Origin of the sequence: Spirosoma pollinicola (genome assembly GCF_002831565.1) — a bacterium.
Classification (GTDB): domain Bacteria; phylum Bacteroidota; class Bacteroidia; order Cytophagales; family Spirosomataceae; genus Spirosoma; species Spirosoma pollinicola.
Genome location: NZ_CP025096.1, coordinates 2,980,967 through 3,002,079, shown reverse-complemented (window position 1 = coordinate 3,002,079; position 21,113 = coordinate 2,980,967). Strand labels below are relative to the sequence as shown.

The window sequence follows — 21,113 nt, the reverse complement described above, 5'->3', positions numbered from 1 at the left end:
TCTTTATGATTTAAACAGGGTATTTATGCGGTTCGACGTGAACGTGACCGCGTCCTGTAAGTACTTGAACTGAATTAGTTGGACACCTTTGTGGCGTAGATAGAGATAGAAACCAAGCGTAACACATGCTTCTGTAATAACCCAGGAATAGGCCACACCCACGTGGCTGTATTTTTGAATCAACAGCGCATTCAAACTAAGACTGATGACGGAGCCAATAGCCGTAATTCGAAAAAATGGTTTGTCCATTTTCAGACTGAGCATGGTATGGACACCCATTAAGTTATTGAGCCCCAATGTGATTGGCAATAGAGCAACAACCCGCAAAACCAGAATAGCTTCCTCGAACTTAGCCCCGTAAAACAGGTGAATGAAGTAGGGTGCTATGATCCATATAGACGCCGAGATGAGCATCATAAAGAGGGTGACAGGGAAGAAAATAGTCTTCACAATCCGTAAACCCTGTTCCCTGCCCTGCCCAAAGGCATTGGCAACAATGGGGAAAAAGGCCTGATTCAGGGCCAGTGACACAAACGCCTGTACAATGCCGACGATGCGCGTACCTGCCGAAAAAATCCCTACACTGAAAGGCGTAGAAAACAGACCGAGTAAAAAGATATTCGACCCCGCATAAATCGTTGCCACAACCGACGTAAAGAACAGAATCCGATTGTCACGAAAGCGTTCAGCCAGCGCCGAAAAGGCAGGCCAGCTAAAGTCGATAGTAAACCGCTTGATAGCCACCCGAAAAGCCACAACACTAACCAGCACCTGCGCCAGACTGAGCGATAGGTTTTGATAGACGTAATCGTCGGCCTGACGAATCACCACAAACACGGTCAGTGTGAACAGGATTTTGACGATGAGGTTAAACACCGCCACCCGGCCCAGATCTTCCATAGCCTGAAACAGCCAGACCGGAAACAGCACCACACCAATACAACTGAAATACGTGCAAACATGCAGTACCAAATGCTCTCTGAACTCGGGTACCGAGAACGAAACGATACAGAAAATGATAGTCGACAACACCCAAAGCAGCGCCTTACCAACAACCACCTCACTGAAAATTTTGTTGATCAACGCCTTATTGGTCCGGTCGGCGGCAATGGAGCGCACAGCCGCCGTATCGAACCCGTAATTGATCAGCAATGTGAAATACGCCACATACGCCATCGAGAAGTTCAGCAACCCCAGCCGCTCCGGTCCAATGATGCGTACAACATACGGCACCGTTAACAGGGGCAGCAGCATGTTAGCCGCGTGAACGCTGAACAGCGACGCCACATTGATGGCAAATCGCTTCAGTACCGATTTCGATAAGGCTGCTTTTGGCTCGGTAACTGGATGTTCACTAATCATGCTGGTTTCTTCTTTTTCAGGGCTGGCCGGTTGGGCCTTAGTCGGTGGCAATTCCAAAATAAACGTACTCTAAAGGTTCATCTCCGGTTGCTTCCAGCCGATGCGGCACACCCGCCGGAATCCGGACAAAAACACCATGCTGCAACAAAATCTGCTGATCGTCGACTACATAGACGCCTTCACCTTTTAGAAAGAAAAAACACTCTTCCATAGTTGGGTGCGAATGCAGTTCGCAGTAATCCGCCTTTGTAAACGTGCCATACGCAACTTGCGTGAGGTTCGTTGGCGTATCATTGTACCGGAGAAAAACCTGCTTTGCGCCCTGAGCGTGAGCCGTAAGCTCACGCTCAAGGTGCATAAGGGAGGCTGTGATCCGTTCCATTAGGCAGCTACTGGTTCGAGTTCCTTTTTCTGGATCTGTTCCGTAATCCAGGTGAAGGTTTTTTCAACACCCTTACGCAGGGGAGTTGTTGGTGACCAGCCTAGTTTCTCCTGAATCAGGTGGTTGTCGGAGTTACGTCCGCGCACACCCAGCGGACCGGGAATGTTGTCGATGCTCAGGTTTTTGCCCGAAATGTTGATCACCATTTTGGCGAAGTCATTGAGCGAAATCATTTCTTCGGAACCGATGTTGACAGGGCCCGAAAAATCAGAACTCATTAACCGGCGAATACCTTCAACACATTCGTCTACGATCAGGAACGAACGGGTTTGCTTGCCATCACCCCAGATTTCGATCGAACCACCGTCTTCGGCCATCGCCACTTTGCGGCAAACGGCAGCAGGTGCTTTCTCACGACCACCTTCCCAAGTGCCCATTGGGCCGAAGATGTTGTGGAAGCGGGCAATGCGGGCTTCGATGCCGTGATTTTTCTGGTAGGCCAGAAACAGCCGCTCCGAGAAGAGTTTCTCCCAACCGTATTCGCTGTCGGGATTGGCTGGATAAGCCGAATCTTCCGAACATTTCGGGTTGTTGGGGTCCATCTGGTTGTGTTCTGGATACATACAGGCCGATGACGAATAGAAAATCCGTTTTACGCCTTTATTTTTGGCAGCTTCGAGCACGTTCAGGTTGCAAAGCACCGAATTATGCATAATAGCCGCGTCGTTTGTCCCGGTGAACACGAAACCAGCACCGCCCATATCGGCAGCTAATTGGTAGATTTCGTCCAGATCCGACGTAATTACTTCGTCGGCTACTTCCGGGTTTCTCAAATCACCAATGATGAACTCATCGGCATTGTTGTTGTCGTATTCGTTTCCTTTTACGTCGACACCACGAACCCAGTATCCTTCTGATTTGAGTCGATTAACAAGGTGGCCGCCAATAAAGCCGCCAGCACCACAGACGAGAGCTTTTTTCATAATTGTTGATTTGCCGAAGCAGTTGATTGTTTGATAGGTGAGAAAAATTCCTTTACGTTAAGAATGATAAATAAGGGTACTATTTCCAGGTACCGTCTGTAGAGCCGCTTTGGCTCAGACATAAGCCGGAAGAGCCATTCCAATGAGACTTTCTGCATCCAGCCGGGGGCTTGCGATACCCGGTCGGTATGGAAGTCGAAAGCCGCTCCAACCGTAACGATGAAGTTGACATTAATCCACTGCGACAGGCGCCGGGCAAAGCGTTCCTGCTTGGGTGTACTCAGGCCAATCCAGACGATGTTTGCACCCGACCGATTGATCTGATTTCCTAATGCCTGAAACTCCGCGTCCGACATTTCCCGGAAGGGTGGGCAGAACGTACCCGCTACCTGGTAATTATTGAACTTCTGACCAACGGCCTTTTTCAATTCGTCGGCAACGCCTTCCTGGCCGCCACAGAAGAAATGTTTGACCGATTTGTCGGCACTGTCTTCCATCACGAACTTAAAAAAGTCGGGACCGTAGCAGCGGGTCATTTGTTTGGCACCTTTCAATTTGCCAACCCATACACCCGGCATACCGTCGGGCAGATTCCAGTAAAAGGAATCCAGCACCGCTTTGAATTCCGGCTCTTTAAAGGCCGTTACCAAACCGTGTGCACCTGTTGCGCTGATACACTTGTTCTCTTTGGGTAAAGCAGCGGTACACTGGCCAATAATAGACTGCACCGCCGAAGGCAAGCCAGCATCATAAAGCTTGACTTGTAGGACTTTTGTCATAAGGGTGGACGATTTATGCGTTATAGATGATGTTTGTTTACCAGGCATTTTTATTGCCTTTAAGAGCCGCCTGTACGGTCCACCAGCAGATTTTTGCATCCAGGCGAGTCGATTGGCGACGGATATACAGATGATCGTAGCGAACCCGAATCTTCATCTTGTACACCTCTGCCGTTTCACCCCGCGCTCCTCTTGCCTGCGCCAGACCGGTAATACCGGGTCGAACCGTGTAGCGCTCTTTGTAGCCAGGCAGTGTATGCCAGTGCTGGGCGTCGAGCGGAATCGGGTGGGGGCGAGGCCCTACAATGCTCATGTGCCCGGCCAGTACATTCAGGAACTGAGGCATCTCATCGAGATTCGTCTTGCGGAGGAACCGACCAATGCGGGTTATACGCATGTCGTGCTGAGTAGCCTGATGAAATTTCGCATTTCGGTCGTAAGTCATCGTCCGAAATTTCAGGCAGGGAAACACCCGTCCATTTCGCCCTGTTCGGGACTGCACGAAGATGGGAGGACCCGATGATGTCAATCTAATCAATAGGGCAAGTAGAGGTATGAGCCAAATGAGAATAAGGGCTGATACCAAGGTTGCCACAAGCAGGTCGAATCCCCGCTTTTTGACATCTTGAACAATACGCTTCGTTGTGTAAGGCCTTGCCTCACCATCGTAGCTTAGGTATAAATGAAAAGTTTTTCCGTTGGTAGAAGCCTGCATAAGAATATCTAGTTACAGGTATGGACAGTTGAGAAAATCACCGGTCAAAAGCAAACCGCCTTAATGGCGTCGAAGGTATTAGCGATACGAGTAGCTGTTTTTGTAGCCATTGTTGAAATGGTATCCATCACCACTGCCTACTGCATTCAGAATAATGCTCATATTCTGGAAGCGTTGCTCACGGTAGAGCATATCCAGTACCTTGAGACTATCCTTAGGCGTTACTCCATGCCGAACAACAAAGAGCGTTGCATCAGAATAAGGAGCAATGGCTTGAGCATCTGTAACAATACCTACCGGGGGTGCGTCAATGATCACATACCGGAATCGCTCACGCAGCTCACCGATCAGTTGCTTCAACTTAGGACCGCTTAACAGTTCCGAAGGATCTGGAGGCAGGGGCCCGCTGGGAATAATGAAGTAGTTCGGGTAACCCGGAACCGGCTTTAGAATGTCGTCCAGCTCAGCCTCTTCATTGAGGTAATTGCTGATACCTACCGAATTGTCGATGTCGAACAATTGGTGCAGGCGGGGTAACCGTAAGTCCATTTCCAGAATCACCGTGGGCTGTTTCAGCAAGGCCATGCTTGCCCCCAGGTTGAGCGATATGAATGACTTGCCTTCACCGCTGATGCTTGAGGTGAACAAAATCACCTGACTCTCGTCAGAATCGCCTTTTCCGAGGTGAAGATTTGTTCGGATTGACCGGATTTGCTCGGCAATGACCGATCGATTATTAGGCGCTACAATCAGCACATCGCGGTGGCGCTTGCTCATTATTTCGCCCAAAATAGGCACCTGGGTTACGCCTTCTACATCACCCCGGCGCGATACTCTGGTGTTCAGAGCGCCTTTGCCGGCAATGGCCGCTGTGGGCAGCAACAGACCAACCAGACCAAAGAGGGCGTAGATCACAATACCCACCGGTTTCACAGGGCTGAGGCTACTTTTGGCCGCATCAATGGTCCGGCTATCAGAAATGGCAGCAGCAAACGTAACGGCCATTTCTTCGCGTTTCTGAAGCAGGTAGGTATACAGGTCGTTTTTGATGTTCTGCTGACGGGTAATGTCCATCAACGCCCGTTCCTGTTTTGGCACCGTACGGATATCGCTTTCGAGCTTCTCATTCTTCGCTATATACTGCTCTTTCGAACTCGTTAGCATGGACTTCATTGTCAGGATGTTCTGATCAATGTTGTTTTTTGTGTTTCTGATCTTCTTGTCCAGTGCCTGAAGTTTCGGATTTTCGTCTCCGCTCGTTTGGCGCAGTTCATCGCGCTCCAGTTCAAGCTGCGACAGGTTGTTGATCTGACCCAGCAAAACGGGATCGTTGATACCTACCGTAGCGGGCGTACTGCCACGTTTGTCCGACTGGGTGCTAATGAACCTTTGCAAGTCGTCGAGTACGGCCAGTTGAACGGTTACCTGATTTAGTTGCGTATCGTTCTGGTTGGCTGTTTGCAGAAAAGAGCGAGCTTGTTCGCTCAGGTCAGTAATGCCTAGGGTTGACTTATACTGCTCTACATTCTTCTCAACCGCAGCCAACTCGCCCGATACCATCCGGAGTCTGTTTTCTACGAATTTCAAGGTGTTTCCGGCAACCTTATTTTTATCAGCAATGGCTGCCTGGTTATACTCATTGATGAGGCTGTTCAGTACTGCTTCACCCTTTTGTGGAACGGCATCTTCCAGTGTCAAATGAATGACCGTTGATGTTTTGCTGGTTGGCTCAATTTTCAGTTTGTCCAGATACATACCAACGGCGGCTGCCTGTGGCATTACCTGAACGATAACCGGTTCGGTCTTGCTGCTCACAGCCTGCCGGGTCAGTACACGAAACTGGCCGTAAGGAGTTTTGAGCTGCTCATTGAGCGGATACGTTTTGTCGTTGATCTGCACCGTTTGCGCATTGACAAACGAAAGCGACAATGGCTTTTTGTATAAATCAGGTTTGGCTTCTTCGATCAGCAACCAAACCGGCGATTCGGTAAATATTTCCCGCTTGCCGTATTTCGTCTGGCGAAAATACTGGCTGTCCAGATGAAGGCCGGTCACCACCCGATCCATCAGGGTAGATGAATGCAGGACTTCCAGTTCATTTTCGACAACTTTCTTGGGGGAGTAGGCATCCAGCTCCTTCAGCGGATTATTCTGGCCGTTGCCCCTCTTTTCATCCTGGAGCAGCAAACTTGCCTGGACTTTATAGATAGGCTGTTTGTAGAGGAGATACACATAGGCCCCCGCCAGCGATAAGCCCACTGACAGAATGAATAGAGGCCAATAGCGTAGGTAGGGGAGAATATGCGTCCTCAGAGCCGGGTTGTTGTCAACAACCTGGTAGGAAACATACGATTGAGTCGAGTTTTGATTCATTTCGTTCTCTTGATTTACGTTGAGAGTTGATGGTGCTTCCGGTTAGCGCCGGGTCGCGATAATAGCTATCAGCGATAAAACGCCGGTTATGATCGGTGCAAGCTGATAAGCTCTGTCTACGCTCGTCACTCTTGCCTTGCCAGGTTCCACATATACTACATCATTTGGATGGAGTGAATAGTAAGGCGATTTAAACGCATCACGCTGGGTTAGGTTAAGGCGTTTAAATACCCGTTTGCCACCTTCTTCGCGAATAATGAGAATGTTGTCACGACGACCGTAAATGGTGAGGTCGCCAGCTAGCCCCAGGGCTTCCGGCAGCGTGATCTGTTCGTTTGGAATTGTGAACAAAGCCGGTCGACTTACTTCTCCCAGTACGGAGATTCTGAAGTTCAGGTTGCGTACGTTGACTGTTGGTTCTTTAAGATAATTTCTAAGCTTGGAGGTTATCAGGTCACCCGCTTTTGCATTTGTCAATCCAATAACACTCAACTGGCCAATAAGGGGCAGTTTGATCGTACCATCATCAGCCACTGCATACCCTATAGTGCGGGCCAGCGGGTTAGCCGCAGCACTTGCCACACTGGCGTCGGCCATAGATACTGGATTAAAGTAAGCCGATGCTTCAGCATTCAGGCTGCTCACCTGAACCGATAGTACATCGCCTTTTCGAATCGTTGGTATAAAGGTTTCCTGTATACTTACTGTATCATCCTGTGCTGTCACGCCCTGGAAATAGACTAGTTTCTTGGCCGATGTACATCCGTTCAGTAAGCCTACCGAAAGGATGACCACTAGTAAGCTAATCCAACTGCCCAGGCGTAGTTCAACTTTTTTACTCGTTTTTTTACTCATTCTTAAACGTGGATTGGTCATTCTGTTTTTAGTATGATCGGTAAATGAAATGAATCTGATTACTTATTTATTGACTCAGTTCTCGGAAATAGTTTACACTGTATACTACTCTGACAATGGTTACTAATTTGTTTAGTGAATTCACTACAATAGTCTGGTAGCAGAAGCCTGTAGCGTGTACGTGTAGCGTACTAGGAAAATAGGTGCACGGTGGAGTACAAAGGGGGAGAATTTGTCATTCGTCCGTTGTACTATTATAACTCGAAAGTAGAATGTTGATTTATGTGGTCAAAGGTTTAGGGGAAAAACACCCATTTCGAATCTGTAAATAAAAAGAACGTATTTTGTTTTTGTTATTTCATATATGGTAACAAATTACGCCGAATCAACGCTTAATATTAATAATATTATGGTACTTAAGGGATGTTTTCTATAAAACAAGATAGTAATACCAATTAAGAAATTAACTAAGTTTTTTGATCATTTATTGGCATAGTTATAAAGAAAGGATAAATTATTATATAATGTCTCTAGCGGTTTTTAAATACTAATTTGTACTATTGTAAGAAGTCCTCTATATCAGACTTTTTGTTTTTTTATTAAAAGGTATTGTACTGTTTTTCATTGATAAATCATCTTGAACTGAAAGCAGAAAAGTGCCCCATCTTTTTAAAATTTAAACAGCTCATCAATACTAATTTGATGAGCTGCTCGACCTTGAAATGCTTACCAGTAACAAAAAAATCTTTACAATTTTAGTTAATACCTACCCGAAATTAACCTTGAAGTAAGCTACTGTCACACTTAAGAATAATTACTTATTATGGGATCAAATTGCCTGCTTCTGCACGGTTCTGTGATGCTTGGATAGTAGCGCCCAACACAGCGTCGTATGGCTTACCACCTACGCCCTGGATCAGGATATTTTTTGTAATCACGTTATTAACGGCCTTTGGGCCATATGCCAGAATCGTAGCTTGATTTACCGGACAATTTTTATTAGAAATTGTGTTGTTGGTAAATGTATGATTTGGTGTATCATCGCAGATGATTGCTTTGGTGGCGAGGCTTTCAATAACGTTTTCGCTGAATGTTCCACCCGCCGTTGAGTTTTTCAACTCAATCATACCTGTCATATTCAGGACATTTTTGGTGAACTGTACTGTGCCGCCATTGGTAATCAGCACACCGCCCTTGCATTGGCCAACTGTCGTATTGCCGCTAATAATCATGCCGCCAACAATAGTACCGTTGCCAGCACCGTCATTTGACCCTGCCAGAAATTTGTCGAATACGCCTTCGAATTTGTTGTTGGTGATCTTTACATTGTGCGACGCCCCCGCTATCTCGATACCATAGAGACTACAGTTTTTTATGTAATTATTGTCCACAGTAAGCTGATCCAGCGGACCGGATAGCGAAATGCCAAAGTGACAATTGGAGAAGGTGTTACCGCTCACGGTTATGTTCGTGCCTGCATAAACATTGATGTTGTCGTGGTTGAATATCTCGCAGGCCATACGTTTTGCCTGCACGGTATTGTTGCGCACAATGATGTTCGAGGCTGTGTGTCCGGCCTGAATTTTCAGCGTCAGCCAGTTTGTACTGTCCTTTGCCGCTGCGTCATTGCCCGAGCAATTTTGTATCGTCAGATTAGACACAGAAGGGCCATCAATAGCTATTGTCCCGTATTGGCCTATCTCCTGAGAAGATACGATCCAGGTCAACCCGTCGATCATTACATCATTAATAGATGAATTATCGGTAGCATTGACAAGGGCTCCCAAAGAAACATGCGACTTGGGGAGTTTGATGATCGCTTTACCGGGGTTACCCCGAAGTGTCAGATTACTCCTCAGGTTAGCGGGGGTTAATTGCGTGTAGGTGCCGTCCGGAATCGTTATATCATTGGTAGACCTTATGGCTACAATTAATTCGGGACCCATATCATCATCCGATTCAGTGACCCCAAACCAAAAGGCGTTTGCCGATCCGGTAAACTCCCGTTTATACCGATATCCTTTGACAGTGACCAGTGTAATTCCCGCATTGTCGGGACTGGTTTGGTCTGTTTGGTCTAGTTTGAACACCCCCTCTTTACCAGCATCCGTTATGCGAATACTCGTAGGTACAGAACTGCTATTGAATGATCTTACCTGAGCAATGGTCAAGGCATCTTCCCGCTGAACAAACACATCGGGCTCCGGGTCTGACTGCTTGCAATAAGCGAGGAGGGTAAGTGAGCTTACCAACAGGCTTAACTTGAAAAAGTTGGAATATTTCATTACGATGAGCGATTTATAAATGATTTTAAGTAAAAAAAAGCCCGCTCCGACTAAGACATCTGGAGCGGGCGGAAGTCCGGTCAGCGCATGCCAGCCAGCGTTTTCAGTCGATTGAATATTCGAATCGGTACGCTGTAGCGTCGAAGCGTCTGCCGCTTGTAGTATTCAGTAGTCTGAACAATTCTGGGTAGCGTAAATACGCGCTGCGCACCATCGTCCAGTTCCGTTTTGTAGCGATTGTAAATGTTCGTATGCGTGGCTTCTTCACCAAAACCGATATTTTCTACTTTCGAAGTGGTTGGGTAAACCGTTAATCCGTTCCGTTTGAACCGGTTGAAACAGAAGCGAATATCCCAGGCATCGGCTCTTCCTTCCATCTGGTCGCGCAGCATATTGAGCAAATCAGAGCCGCCCTGCATGAAAGCGCGTTGCTGATCTTTGTCCTGTATAAAGGCTGGGTACTCGGCCATATCCCAGTCAATTGATTGCCAGCGATCGGCCCAGGTTGCCCATCCCCAGGGGCTATGCCGCTGAATGAAGTAGGCATCGGAGTCATGATCTGCCGGTTTCTGAAAAGGAAATGTATAACCCGCTACAGAATATACCCGCTTGTTTTTAGCATACTGCTCCAGACCCTGGTTCATAAAGTCCAGAAAATTCGGCGATGTGATCAGGTCATCTTCAACGATTATGGCCGATGGATGTCTGTCCAGAACATAGGATATCCCTCTGATAACCGAATCAGCACATCCAATATTGGTTTCTGCATAGTCGCGGTAGATAGTTCTAAAACCTGAAATCTCATCCAGAAGCTGGCGAACTTCAGCGGCTTTGGGCGCATCTTCCGGGCGTTTGGGCGCATCGGCGAAGATATACAGATCACTTTCCGGGGCCAGATGATTTGCCTGAAGAGCCTGAATTGTCGCCTTAAGTTCGCGCGGCCGTTTATAGGCAAATAAAATTACCGGTGCATTCATAAAATAAAACGTTTGAGTAATAATTAATCAATTGTCTACAAGCCAAAGCCCTTCAACAACTGGCAGTTGTACTGATAGTTAAACATAGGCGTGCCAGATAAACCAGATCGAATGATCAGAATTAAAGGACGACTTATGTATCGTAAATAGTTGGATAAAGCAGAGTGTAATGCGCTTGGTATTTGTTTTTACAATTCAGTAAGTCAATGCTTACATTAGTGAAATTCCTTTTTGATAATTAGGAACTGCTATTAAAATAGATGTTATATAAACTAAGAGTAGGGCTTGGTAGTCTATCCATCTACTAATTATGAAGTAAAGCTATTGTGCAGAAATAAATTGACACTTTTAGCACCGCTTTCATGGATATCTACTATAAAACTAGATGGGGAGTTTTCTCAAACAAAGGATTTGTGGCTATTGGATGATTTAGCCCATTATAGTAAACTGTAGTTTAATGTTTTTATATTTAAAATTTTGGAATAATTTATTTACGAGTATTTAATTTTGGTAACATTATCGTTTAAACAAAAAGATTAAAAATATAATTTTTCATAGTTATACCAGTTTAGAAATTAACTGCCTTTTACGTCTAACAAGCCTATTATTTTTGTGTTAAGTACCTGAGTATATAACCCATGTAATACTCTTGATATAAATCAATATGTGTTATTTTTATCGAAACTCAACGGATGTATCTGGCAAAGAAACAACGGCTAAGAATAGAATTCTCAACGGTACCCATTCTGAACTGGACGGTTGTTAGACCTTTTTTAGGCTTCTTTAGAAGGCGATTCATGGGCATTGGCCAATGCCAGATGAATCGCTGTGTAATCCAGCCGGTCGCGGGAAACAGGAATGATTGTGTCGTCCATTAATCGAACCCAACCCGAACGTCCTTTTTTTTGGACGAACTCCGCGACATAAGCCTGATTGATGATTGCCGAACGATGAACCCGTACAAAATCGAGATTTTGTTCAAACCAATTCAGAGACTGAGTAATCAATTTCACGGTGCCATCCTGAAAATGTATTCGTGTGTAATTAGCGTCTCCTTCAAGCCATACGATAGAGTTAATTAAAACGGGGGGTGAATAACCAATTAATTGAATAGTTTTCATATAGAGTCTGTTGAGTTGTCATACATACGTAGTGCCTTTGCATTCGGTTTTAAGCTGTATTAAAACGTTTGGGCAAGACATGGCTGGCTAACTTTCTGTTTACTCTACACTAAATTTTACCTTTTTGTAAGCCCTCATCTGATACAATTGTTCTAAATTTTACCTTGTTTTCATCAATGAAGTATAGCGTTTTCTAACTAAAAAGAAGCCTTTATAGTTTGATTTGCATACCATATTCCTCTTTTATAGCCACTTTATATGCCTATTCGACAGCCTGTACCAACGATTATTCGGGCCGACGACTTTCACGATAAGGCGTTTAGCTTCCCGGTTGAGTCGATAGTTGGCCCTGAATGGATGATCGGAAATCTAGTCGTAAATGCGCCAGAAGGCTATTTGCTAACGACCTCCCTAACGACCGAGCCCAAGCAAACTCAGGACTTCCCCTACAAGAAACATCCTAATGGACAGTGGATTGCTGAGGGGACCGTTACCTTACTGTTTACCGGTGATCGACCCACTTCTGGAAAAATAGTCATTCACAATTCACTGGACGAAAAAATTGTGTTGACGGTCGATACTTCAGCCAACACATCGCTAACCATCAGTGAAAAACCTGAACTTACTGTTAGTGATTCGGTATTGACAATTATGCAGTCATCAGCAGACAGGCCAGGCTTTGGATTGTTGACCATTGCTCAAACAAACGCCAACACACCTGTCTCTATTTCCACCGATTCGCCTGATTATTTCCTGTTGGCAAGCGACAGCCGACCTACTTTTGGGCCTTCGATACTGGTTGTTCCATCGGCAACGGGGACGTATGTGCATATTCGTTACTTCTCGGGTAAGCGAGGTCGACAAAAAGGCCATCTACGAATCGAAGCTCCATATACTAGTGAGACGGTTATTCTGGAAGGGCAGAAGATGAGCTTGTTACCAAGTTTACGCACAGGTGTAGTAGGAACGAAGCCAGTTTCGGATACTAACACGCCAGCCAGGAAGTGGTGGATAACCGGTTTGACAGTTGGGCTGTTAGCTGCATTGGCCGTTGTTAGCTATACCTTTAAATGCCAGCTTTTTCCGAGCCTTTGCCAGGATCGAACAGCCAGTCAGGTTACTACGTCAGATGAGCCACCGCGTTTAAAACCCGCCAGTACTACGGATACATTGGCGAATAGTGAGTTGGATAAAGTGATACGCAGTACGATAAGTTCTTCTGTACCGGCACCTCAGGTAGAGGGCAGACCGGTTAGCCAATCAGCGATAGCACCGGTTAACAAAGTTCCTCAACAGATGTCAACCGCAAACGTGGTAAATGAACCAATTCGTGTTGAATCGACAAAAACGCCCCCCAAAGTCAAGAGCAGGCAAACTGTCGATAACCAGGTAAAAGTACCCCCCAAACGTCGCCAGGATTCAGCAACGGCAGATGAAGAAAGCGAGCTGGAGAAGGCACTAAACCCGCCTGATTGAGACGTGGTTTTGATATAGTGTAAAGCAAGCTATTATTACCCTTCAGGGGTTGGGGTAATGATAGCCTACTTTACGCCGTGCATAATAAATTCAAGCTATAAAGAGAGCAGATTTCCGTTTTTATCGCGGTTGTTATAGAACTGAAACGTAGCGCCGTTACCAGCGGCAAGCAAACTGCCCGAACTTCGTACGATGGTGTTGTTGAAGAAAGAGTTATTGGTACAGGCTTGTCCATTGACAACAATGGTTACCCAACTATTCGTGACCCCTTCATTGCTGATGTAATTAGTACTAAACGTTAGATTTGCTGCGTCATTAATCTGGATAACCTTATTTTCGGTCGTGCTGACAAATCGGTTGTTAATGAACCGGGCATTTTTTGTGGCCCCCGAAATATCGAGCAGTCCGGTCATCATCAGGTTATTGTTCTGCATCAGCATGTTATACCCATTGCGAACCTGCCATTTGCCGGTTGCCAAATTTACGGTTGAATTATTATTGACATACATACCGTTGCCGCTTGTATTGCCATCGCCGTCGTTTTCCCAGTTACCGGCAAAAAGCGATGTGAACCTGCCCTCAAACTTATTGTTGGTGAGCCTTGCATTATGCAGCCAGCCAGCAAATTCAACACCATAAGTAGGGCAGTTTTTGAGGTAATTGTTACTTACATCAACACCATCGAACGAGCCAGCTACCGATATGCCGAAGCCGCAGTTCTCAAAGTTATTGTTTGTAACCGTGATCCCCTTTCCCAGATAAGGAACGGGCTGACGCTGGCTGAGAAATTCGGCGCCCATGCGGGCTCCTCTGGCATAATTATTTGTTACCAAAATATTGCTGGTCACTTTCCCCGGCTGGACTTTCAGAAAAAACCAGTTGACATTGGCGGTAGATGAGGTATGAATACTTCGGCAGTTTCTGACAGTCAGATTCCGTACCGAAGGGCCATCAATTGTGATAGGGCCATAAGAGCCCTCTACCCGTGCAGTTGAGGCAACCAGCCAGCTCAACCCATCGATGGTAATGTTATTGAGATTCTGTTCGAGCCAGAAATTCTGAAAAGAGATGTATTGGCTGCCGGTGAGCTTGATCGTTACCTTACCCGGATTCGCCCGAATCGTTACGTTGCTTCTCAGGATCACTTTTGTTAGCTGCGTATACTCACCATCGGGAATGACAACATCATTTGTCGAGTTCACCGCTGCCTGCAACTCGGGACCAATATCATTATCCTGTGTCGATATATTGAACCAGGTAGCACTGGCAGATCCGGCGTAGACGCGCTTATAGCGATCTCCGTTTGCGGTCACCAGCGTAACCCCGGTGTTATCATCGCTTTTTTTGTCATGCACGTCCAGGGCAAAAACGCCTGCTTTGTCAGCATCTGTCAGGTAAATACTATCGGGGGCGGCTTCCCTAAGACCCCTGACCTGATTCATTGACATAAAGGTAATTGAGGATTTTGCGGTAGTAACGGATGCTGTTGGATCAGCCTGCAAATTCGGGCGCTCACAACTCATCATGATGAGTGGTGCAGCTATGGTTGCTACACCACTCCATCGGAGAAAATTGAACATAGTTTCTGATAAAAAGAGAGTAATACTACTTTAGGAACGGCATCCAAATAAATTTATTATTCGGTAGTTTATCTATTCATGAGTTTAATGAAATTTTTATTAGTTAACTATCAGTGCACCAATTTTACTTTATTGGTTATATCTATGGGTAGTGCAAGTCGTTATAAATGATCAGGGTAATTACCAGAGCATATTCAAATTTGATGGTTGAAAGCTTATTAAATTACTGATCATCAGCGCCGAAAAAAGAATAAAAGCGCATTATGCTGAAATATTTAGTTTATAAATGTTAGTTTTGGTAAACATTAATATTATTTATTCTATAATAGTTTACGTTGATAGATAAGTATAGTATATAGCATAAAGTAAATATACATAGCCGTAACGAATTGATGAAAAATCTGAAAGAAGAACTGTATGAGTTTGTGAAATTTCATGAGCCAGTTTTTAATTTTATTCAGGAAGTTGCCCTGGATGGTTTCTGGTACTGGAATTTGGAAAGCCCTGAGGATAGATGGGTAAACCCTGCTTTATGTTCTGTACTTGGCTATATGCCTCATCAATTGCCTAACTGGCAATTGCTGGTTCATCCCGATGATTTTTTACAGTCTACTCAACTGGTCATTGATCAAGTAGGTGAGCCTGATTTTTTTTACGATCAAGAAATCAGATATGTACACCAGAATAAGACAATTGTTAAACTTGCATGCCGGGGTTGGTTGATCCGGGATGAGCAGGGTAAGCCCAGCCGAATGATAGGCGCTCACTACAGTCGGATTCATGAAAGAAAAGAAAACGGATTGGTTAGTGAATTGGAAATTGCCTTTAAAAGCATTCTTGATAACCAGTCTATATATTTTATAACCACTGATCTAAATGGTAACTACTCGTTTGTTAATGAACACTTCTGCCGTGTTTTCGGGCTGAACAAAACCGATATACTTGGAACGCCCTCTCTGCAAAGTATCATCGTTGAAGATCATGGTAAATGTCTGGATACAGCAGTCAACTGTATACAGGACCCAGGAAAAGCCCATCACGTACTTCTTAGAAAACCCCTTAGTGATGGTAGTATTCTCTTAACGAAGTGGGAATTCATTGCTCAGGTATCGGTAGCAACTAATGAAGTAACAGAGATTCTGTGTATAGGGTACGATGTAACGGATAAACAGGCTGTTGAAGAAGATCTGGCTCTTTTAGTTACCAATATGAGTGATGCTCTGCTGCGGGTTAATCTGGAAGGGGTGTTTACTTATCTTGCCCCAAACTGGACGAGGCTGTATGGGTATGAACTAGATGAAATGATTGGTAAATCGTTTGTTGATTTTGTTCACCCCAACGATGTTACCCGCTGTTTTTCAGCGCTTAAGCAAGCTGCCAAACCAGGATTAACCTCAAATGTTGAACATCGCATACGGCATAAAAACGGGCAATGGATCTGGAGTAATTCAAAGGGCGTTTTTGATTCACGAAAAAATGAAATCATTGCTACCCTACACGATATTACGGATCGCAAACTGGATCAGGAAAAGCTGAAAGAACTGGCGCTGGTTGCGGCCAAAACGACCGATATAATTGTCATTACTAATGCAGATGGTTATATAACCTGGGTAAACGATGCCTTTCAAAAATTAACAGGCTACTCGAAAGAAGAAGTTATCGGCCGAAGGCCGGGCAGTTTTCTTAAGGGCCCCGAAACGGACCCTGAAACCACCCGCCGAATGGGGCAGGCCGTTAAAGAAAAAAGAGATTGTACAGAAATTATCCTGAATTACGGAAAGGGTGGCCATACGTACTGGCTCGAGGTGACCATTACACCCGCTTTTGATGAGGCTGGTAACTGCACGCACTTTATTGCCGTAGAGCGGGATATAACCAGCAGAAAACAACTGGAAGACAGGTTGAAAGCCAAAACTCAGGAGCTTGAAGCCTTTTTTAACACAGCACTGGATCTGTTCTGTATTGCCAATCTGGACGGGAAATTTATAACGGTAAATAAAGCCTGGGAATCTATTCTTGGTTACCCTGTCGAAGAAATAAACGGAAGGCAATTTATGGACTTCATTCACCCCGACGACCTGCCGAAAACCCTTGAAGCCTTCCAAACGCTGGGACAGGGTGACAAGATATTCAACTTCACAAATCGCTATCGACATCAGGACGGTGTTTACAGTGTTATTGAATGGCGCGCCAGGACAGAGGGTGAACTCATTTACGCTGCCGCCCGTGACATTACAGATCGGCAACGAGCCAATGATGAACTGACGCGAACGAAGGAAAATCTTGCCCAAACCAACCAACTGGCCCGCATTGGTGGCTGGGAGATAGACTGGAAAGCACAGACATTATACTGGTCAGACATAACAAAAGAGATGCATGAAGTGGCACCCGCTTATGTTCCTGACATGGTCACTGACGTTTCTTTTTTCAAAGAGGGCGAAAGCCGGGATGCCTTTTTGGCGGCTGCTGAACTGAGCGTTCTGGAAGGTATTCCCTGGGATCTCGAATTGGTCATTATTACTGCCAAAGGCAATGAAATATGGGTAAAAGCACTCGGCGAAGCGGATCTTAAAGACGGCGAATGTGTTCGGATCTATGGTACTTTTCAGGATATTACCGACCGTAAAAAAGCCGAACAGGAACTCCAGCGGGCCAGAGAGCTGGCAGAAGCGGCCAACATGGCCAAGTCGGAATTTTTAGCCAATATGAGCCACGAAATTCGCACACCTCTCAACGGGGTGATTGGCTTTACAGACCTGTTGCTGAAAACAAATACCGACAAGACTCAACAACATTATCTGTCGCTGGTGTACCAGTCGGCCAATTCACTGCTCGACATTATCAACGATATTCTTGACTTCTCCAAGATTGAGGCAGGCAAGCTGGATCTGTGTATCGAAAAATCGGATTTGCTGGAGATTGGCAGTCAGGTAACCGATATAATTAAACTTCAGGCTCACCAGAAAGACCTGGAAATACTGCTGAATATTGCGCCCGATGTACCTCGATTTATCTGGACAGATCCTGTTCGAATTCGTCAGATTTTAGTGAACTTACTGAGCAATGCCATTAAGTTTACTCAGGAGGGGGAGATCGAATTGAAGGTAGAACTCATTGGCTCACAGTACAATGAGAATACATGTTTTCGTTTCTCGGTGCGGGATACGGGTATAGGCATTGCTCCGATAAATCAGGTAAAGATATTTGATGCCTTCGCCCAGGAGGATGCATCGACAACCCGCCGGTTTGGGGGTACTGGTTTAGGACTGGCTATTTCAAACAAGCTGCTGGCACTCATGGGCAGCAAGCTTCAGTTGCACAGTGTCTTTGGCGAAGGCAGTACATTCTATTTCGATGTTGACTTTAAGTCAATGGTCGAAGATACCGTAGAGTGGACAAATTTGGAGCTGATACGAAACGTGCTGATTGTTGATGACAACGCTGCCAATCGGCATATTTTACAGGAAATGCTCCGGTTAAAAGACATTCAAAGCGATCAGGTCAAGAGCGGGGTCGAAGCACTGGAGCGGTTAAAGACGGGCGAACGCTACGATGCTGTTTTGATGGATTATCACATGCCTTTTTTCGATGGCCTGTCAACGATCCGGCACATTCGAAATGATTTGCATTTGCTGGCCGAGCAGTTACCAATTATGCTGCTGCACAGTTCATCGGAAGATGAAAAAGTAACGGCCGCCTGTACTGAACTGAACGTATTTCAGCGGCTGGTAAAACCAGTTAAACTGGGGCAGCTTTATAACTCCTTAGCCCAGATCAGACTAAAGACAACAGTACAGGTCACTGATAAGGAAATGATGGTGTTGCCGCATGAGCAAGGCTATACTCACCGGTCTGCTACCATCCTGATTGCCGAAGATAACCAGGTCAATATGTTACTGGCCGCGTCGCTGCTGGCCCGTATCTTGCCGGAGGCCACCCTGCTGAAAGCCGTAAATGGACAGGAGGCTATTGAGCAGTTTCAATCTGGCCATCCTAATCTTATTTTTATGGATATTCAGATGCCCCTCACCAATGGGTACGAAGCGGCTAAAGTCATTCGAAGTCTGGAGATAAATAAAAGGATACCTATTGTTGCGCTAACTGCCGGTACGGTAAAGGGTGAGCGGGAAAAATGTCTTCAGGCGGGCATGGATGACTACCTGAGTAAACCCATTTTGCCAGCGTTACTGGAAAAGATTATCGCAAAATGGCTCCATCAGGAAGCAGAGCCATCAACAAAAAATCCGCCTGCTGACCTTACCGATCATTTTGATCTGGAAGGTTTAAAAGAGCGACTGGGCAATAATAAAGAATTAATAAATATGCTTCTCGCGGCTGCCCGCGAGTATATAAATACAGTGCCAGTCCGCATGTATGAGACGCTTCAGCGGGGTAATATAAACGACCTGAAATCAGTGGCTCACCAATTGAAAGGAACGGCCTTAACCGTGAATTTCACTAACCTGGCGGAGTTGTCCAGAAAGTTGGAATGCGTAGAAACGACAGATACTCAGGGAATAGCCGAGTTGTATGGAAGTGTAGAAAAGGAAATCGACTATTTAACTGGTTTACTGAAAAAATGGGTGGGCGAGCCAGTCGTTTAGCCAGTTGGTAATGCAACGCTTTTTACTTTTTACTCACAAACTTATTTCCTCTTATATAAAACCGATACGGTAAGTCGACCCCTTGCGTCAGGCCGATTCGAGTAGTCGTAACCATCTCGAAATCATGCAGAACGGGTCCGCGAATAAAGATATCGCCCGTTGTTAACGACGTAAAGTTGTGCTCCGTCCGGCTGATACCCATCGCAATAGTAAGTTTCCCTGGTCCGTTGGCGAGGTTACGCTGCCCATCGGCAGTGGTTGAATCGATGGTGTTGTTGCGGTACCGCTCAAAGCCGGTTTTAAAGGCTTCATTTCGGCGTAGGCCCATCAGGTCAATCCCCTCTGTGGGCTCGAGCGCCCGAATCAGGATGGCCTCGCCCACGCCTTCCGGCCCCATAACGACATTGATGCAGTTGTAATGATTGTAGATCTGGTACACATAGAGTGTTCCGGGCGGGCCAAACATGGCCGCGTTTCGGGGCGTTTGTCGGCGGTAGGCATGGCAAGCCGGATCGTCGGTCAGGTAAGCCTCCGTTTCAACAATAATCCCTGCCGTATTGCCTTCGCTGCCGGATTCGTGAACGAGTTCGCAGCCGAGCAAAAGCTGGGCAAGGGTTATTGTATCGTGGTTCTGGTAAACGTCGAGAGTAAGTTTAGGCATACGTCCTAAATCACATTCATGGTCTGTTCTTTAATTTTTTCCAGCTCATCTTTCATCTGCACCACAAACCGCTGAATGGATGCATCGTTGGCTTTGGAACCGATGGTGTTGATTTCGCGGCCAATTTCCTGCGAGATAAAATTCAGCTTTTTGCCGTTGGCTTCTTCCGTTGCCAGCACTTCCAGAAAATAGCTGAGGTGGTTATTCAGCCGGACTTTCTCTTCCGATATGTCAAATTTCTCGACATAATAGACCAACTCCTGTTCAAAGCGATTTTGGTCGAAAGATTCGCTGTCCAGTAACTCACGCACCGAATTGCGCATCCTGTCGCGAACGGCCGGAATCCGTTTAACATCGTGTTCCTCAATATCGGCGAGCCGGTCGGTAATGATTTTTATATACTCCTGAAATTTACTTTCCAACACCGCACCATCCTGTTTGCGAAACCCATCGCACCGCCGAATGGCTTCCTGAACGGCCGCCAGTACCGTTGACCAGTCTGTAGAGTCCGCCGAATGGTCGGTCGATTCGGTCAGGTATGCATTGGGTTGTTGCAACGCCATTTGCAGCACATCGCCATCCGGAATGCTCATTAACATCGTATTGGCTGTCTCTTTCAGATCAGAAACATAAGCCGCCACTAAAGGTCGGTTGATGGTAACGCCCGGCCGAATCGCATTTGTGCGGGCCAAATTAAGCGAAAGCTCAACTTTACCACGCTCCAGCTGATGTGTCAGCAACGCCCGCAATTCAATTTCCTTGTCGGAAAACTGGCGGGGCATGCGGCAGTAAATATCCAGAAATTTAGAATTCAGCGTTTTTACTTCCGCCGTGACAGACAGGCCGTCGGCCTCTACTGTTGCGTTGCCGAAGCCGGTCATTGATTTAAGCATTGATTCTTGGTTATTGAGTTGATTGGTTAGTCGTAAATGGTTATTGGTTATTAATGCGTTGGCATGT

15 protein-coding genes are annotated in these 21,113 nt (G+C 45.9%); 2 read left to right on the top strand and 13 right to left on the bottom strand.

Annotation, left to right across the window (positions count from 1 at the left end; translation table 11 throughout):
* Nucleotides 1-3: 3 nt before the first annotated feature.
* The 10 genes from CWM47_RS12610 to CWM47_RS12565 form a co-directional block, all read right to left on the bottom strand.
* Nucleotides 4-1,413, bottom strand: coding sequence for a flippase (locus tag CWM47_RS12610; protein ID WP_240625880.1), 1,410 nt, complete (start codon nucleotides 1,411-1,413; stop codon nucleotides 4-6).
* Nucleotides 1,400-1,744, bottom strand: coding sequence for a cupin domain-containing protein (locus CWM47_RS12605; RefSeq protein WP_100988316.1), 345 nt, complete (start codon nucleotides 1,742-1,744; stop codon nucleotides 1,400-1,402). Before CWM47_RS12605 ends, CWM47_RS12610 begins: the two co-directional genes overlap by 14 nt.
* Entirely contained in the window at nucleotides 1,744-2,727 is a 984-nt protein-coding gene (locus CWM47_RS12600) for an NAD-dependent epimerase/dehydratase family protein (protein WP_100988315.1), read from the bottom strand. Before CWM47_RS12600 ends, CWM47_RS12605 begins: the two co-directional genes overlap by 1 nt.
* Nucleotides 2,724-3,506, bottom strand: coding sequence for a WecB/TagA/CpsF family glycosyltransferase (locus CWM47_RS12595; protein ID WP_100993851.1), 783 nt, complete (start codon nucleotides 3,504-3,506; stop codon nucleotides 2,724-2,726). Before CWM47_RS12595 ends, CWM47_RS12600 begins: the two co-directional genes overlap by 4 nt.
* Before the next feature lie 37 nt (nucleotides 3,507-3,543).
* Nucleotides 3,544-4,221 (bottom strand): sugar transferase, encoded by a 678-nt coding sequence (locus CWM47_RS12590; RefSeq protein WP_100988314.1) that lies wholly within the window; start codon nucleotides 4,219-4,221, stop codon nucleotides 3,544-3,546.
* A gap of 78 nt (nucleotides 4,222-4,299) precedes the next feature.
* On the bottom strand, nucleotides 4,300-6,594 hold the full coding sequence (locus CWM47_RS12585; protein ID WP_100988313.1) for a GumC family protein: 2,295 nt from the start codon (nucleotides 6,592-6,594) through the stop codon (nucleotides 4,300-4,302).
* A gap of 42 nt (nucleotides 6,595-6,636) precedes the next feature.
* The gene (locus CWM47_RS12580) at nucleotides 6,637-7,449 is read right to left on the bottom strand and encodes a polysaccharide biosynthesis/export family protein (protein WP_100988312.1); all 813 of its coding nucleotides are present in this window, start codon (nucleotides 7,447-7,449) and stop codon (nucleotides 6,637-6,639) included.
* An 821-nt stretch (nucleotides 7,450-8,270) separates the two neighbouring features.
* Nucleotides 8,271-9,734 carry a right-handed parallel beta-helix repeat-containing protein gene (locus CWM47_RS12575; protein WP_100988311.1) on the bottom strand — a complete coding sequence of 488 codons (1,464 nt, stop codon included), beginning with the start codon at nucleotides 9,732-9,734 and terminating at the stop codon, nucleotides 8,271-8,273.
* Nucleotides 9,735-9,814: 80 nt separating this feature from the next.
* The gene (locus CWM47_RS12570) at nucleotides 9,815-10,711 is read right to left on the bottom strand and encodes a glycosyltransferase family protein (protein WP_100988310.1); all 897 of its coding nucleotides are present in this window, start codon (nucleotides 10,709-10,711) and stop codon (nucleotides 9,815-9,817) included.
* 773 nt (nucleotides 10,712-11,484) lie between these two features.
* Nucleotides 11,485-11,832, bottom strand: coding sequence for a LytR/AlgR family response regulator transcription factor (locus tag CWM47_RS12565; protein WP_100988309.1), 348 nt, complete (start codon nucleotides 11,830-11,832; stop codon nucleotides 11,485-11,487).
* A 258-nt stretch (nucleotides 11,833-12,090) separates the two neighbouring features.
* Here CWM47_RS12565 and CWM47_RS12560 point away from each other — a divergent pair, with 258 nt between their 5' ends.
* Nucleotides 12,091-13,308 (top strand): hypothetical protein, encoded by a 1,218-nt coding sequence (locus CWM47_RS12560; protein WP_100988308.1) that lies wholly within the window; start codon nucleotides 12,091-12,093, stop codon nucleotides 13,306-13,308.
* A 95-nt stretch (nucleotides 13,309-13,403) separates the two neighbouring features.
* Here the strand turns inward: CWM47_RS12560 and CWM47_RS12555 are convergent, their stop codons facing one another.
* Nucleotides 13,404-14,888, bottom strand: a complete 1,485-nt coding sequence (locus CWM47_RS12555) for a right-handed parallel beta-helix repeat-containing protein (RefSeq protein ID WP_100988307.1) — start codon at nucleotides 14,886-14,888, stop codon at nucleotides 13,404-13,406.
* Between the two features lie 392 nt (nucleotides 14,889-15,280).
* Here CWM47_RS12555 and CWM47_RS12550 point away from each other — a divergent pair, with 392 nt between their 5' ends.
* Nucleotides 15,281-19,492, top strand: a complete 4,212-nt coding sequence (locus CWM47_RS12550) for a PAS domain S-box protein (RefSeq protein WP_100988306.1) — start codon at nucleotides 15,281-15,283, stop codon at nucleotides 19,490-19,492.
* A 22-nt stretch (nucleotides 19,493-19,514) separates the two neighbouring features.
* On the opposite strand, the gene CWM47_RS12545 is transcribed toward CWM47_RS12550, so the two are convergent.
* Both CWM47_RS12545 and CWM47_RS12540 read right to left on the bottom strand, forming a co-directional pair.
* On the bottom strand, nucleotides 19,515-20,153 hold the full coding sequence (locus CWM47_RS12545) for a DNA-3-methyladenine glycosylase (protein ID WP_100988305.1): 639 nt from the start codon (nucleotides 20,151-20,153) through the stop codon (nucleotides 19,515-19,517).
* 5 nt (nucleotides 20,154-20,158) lie between these two features.
* Complete coding sequence (locus CWM47_RS12540) at nucleotides 20,159-21,046, bottom strand: YicC/YloC family endoribonuclease (protein ID WP_100988304.1); 888 nt, start codon at nucleotides 21,044-21,046, stop codon at nucleotides 20,159-20,161.
* Nucleotides 21,047-21,113 lie beyond the last annotated feature (67 nt).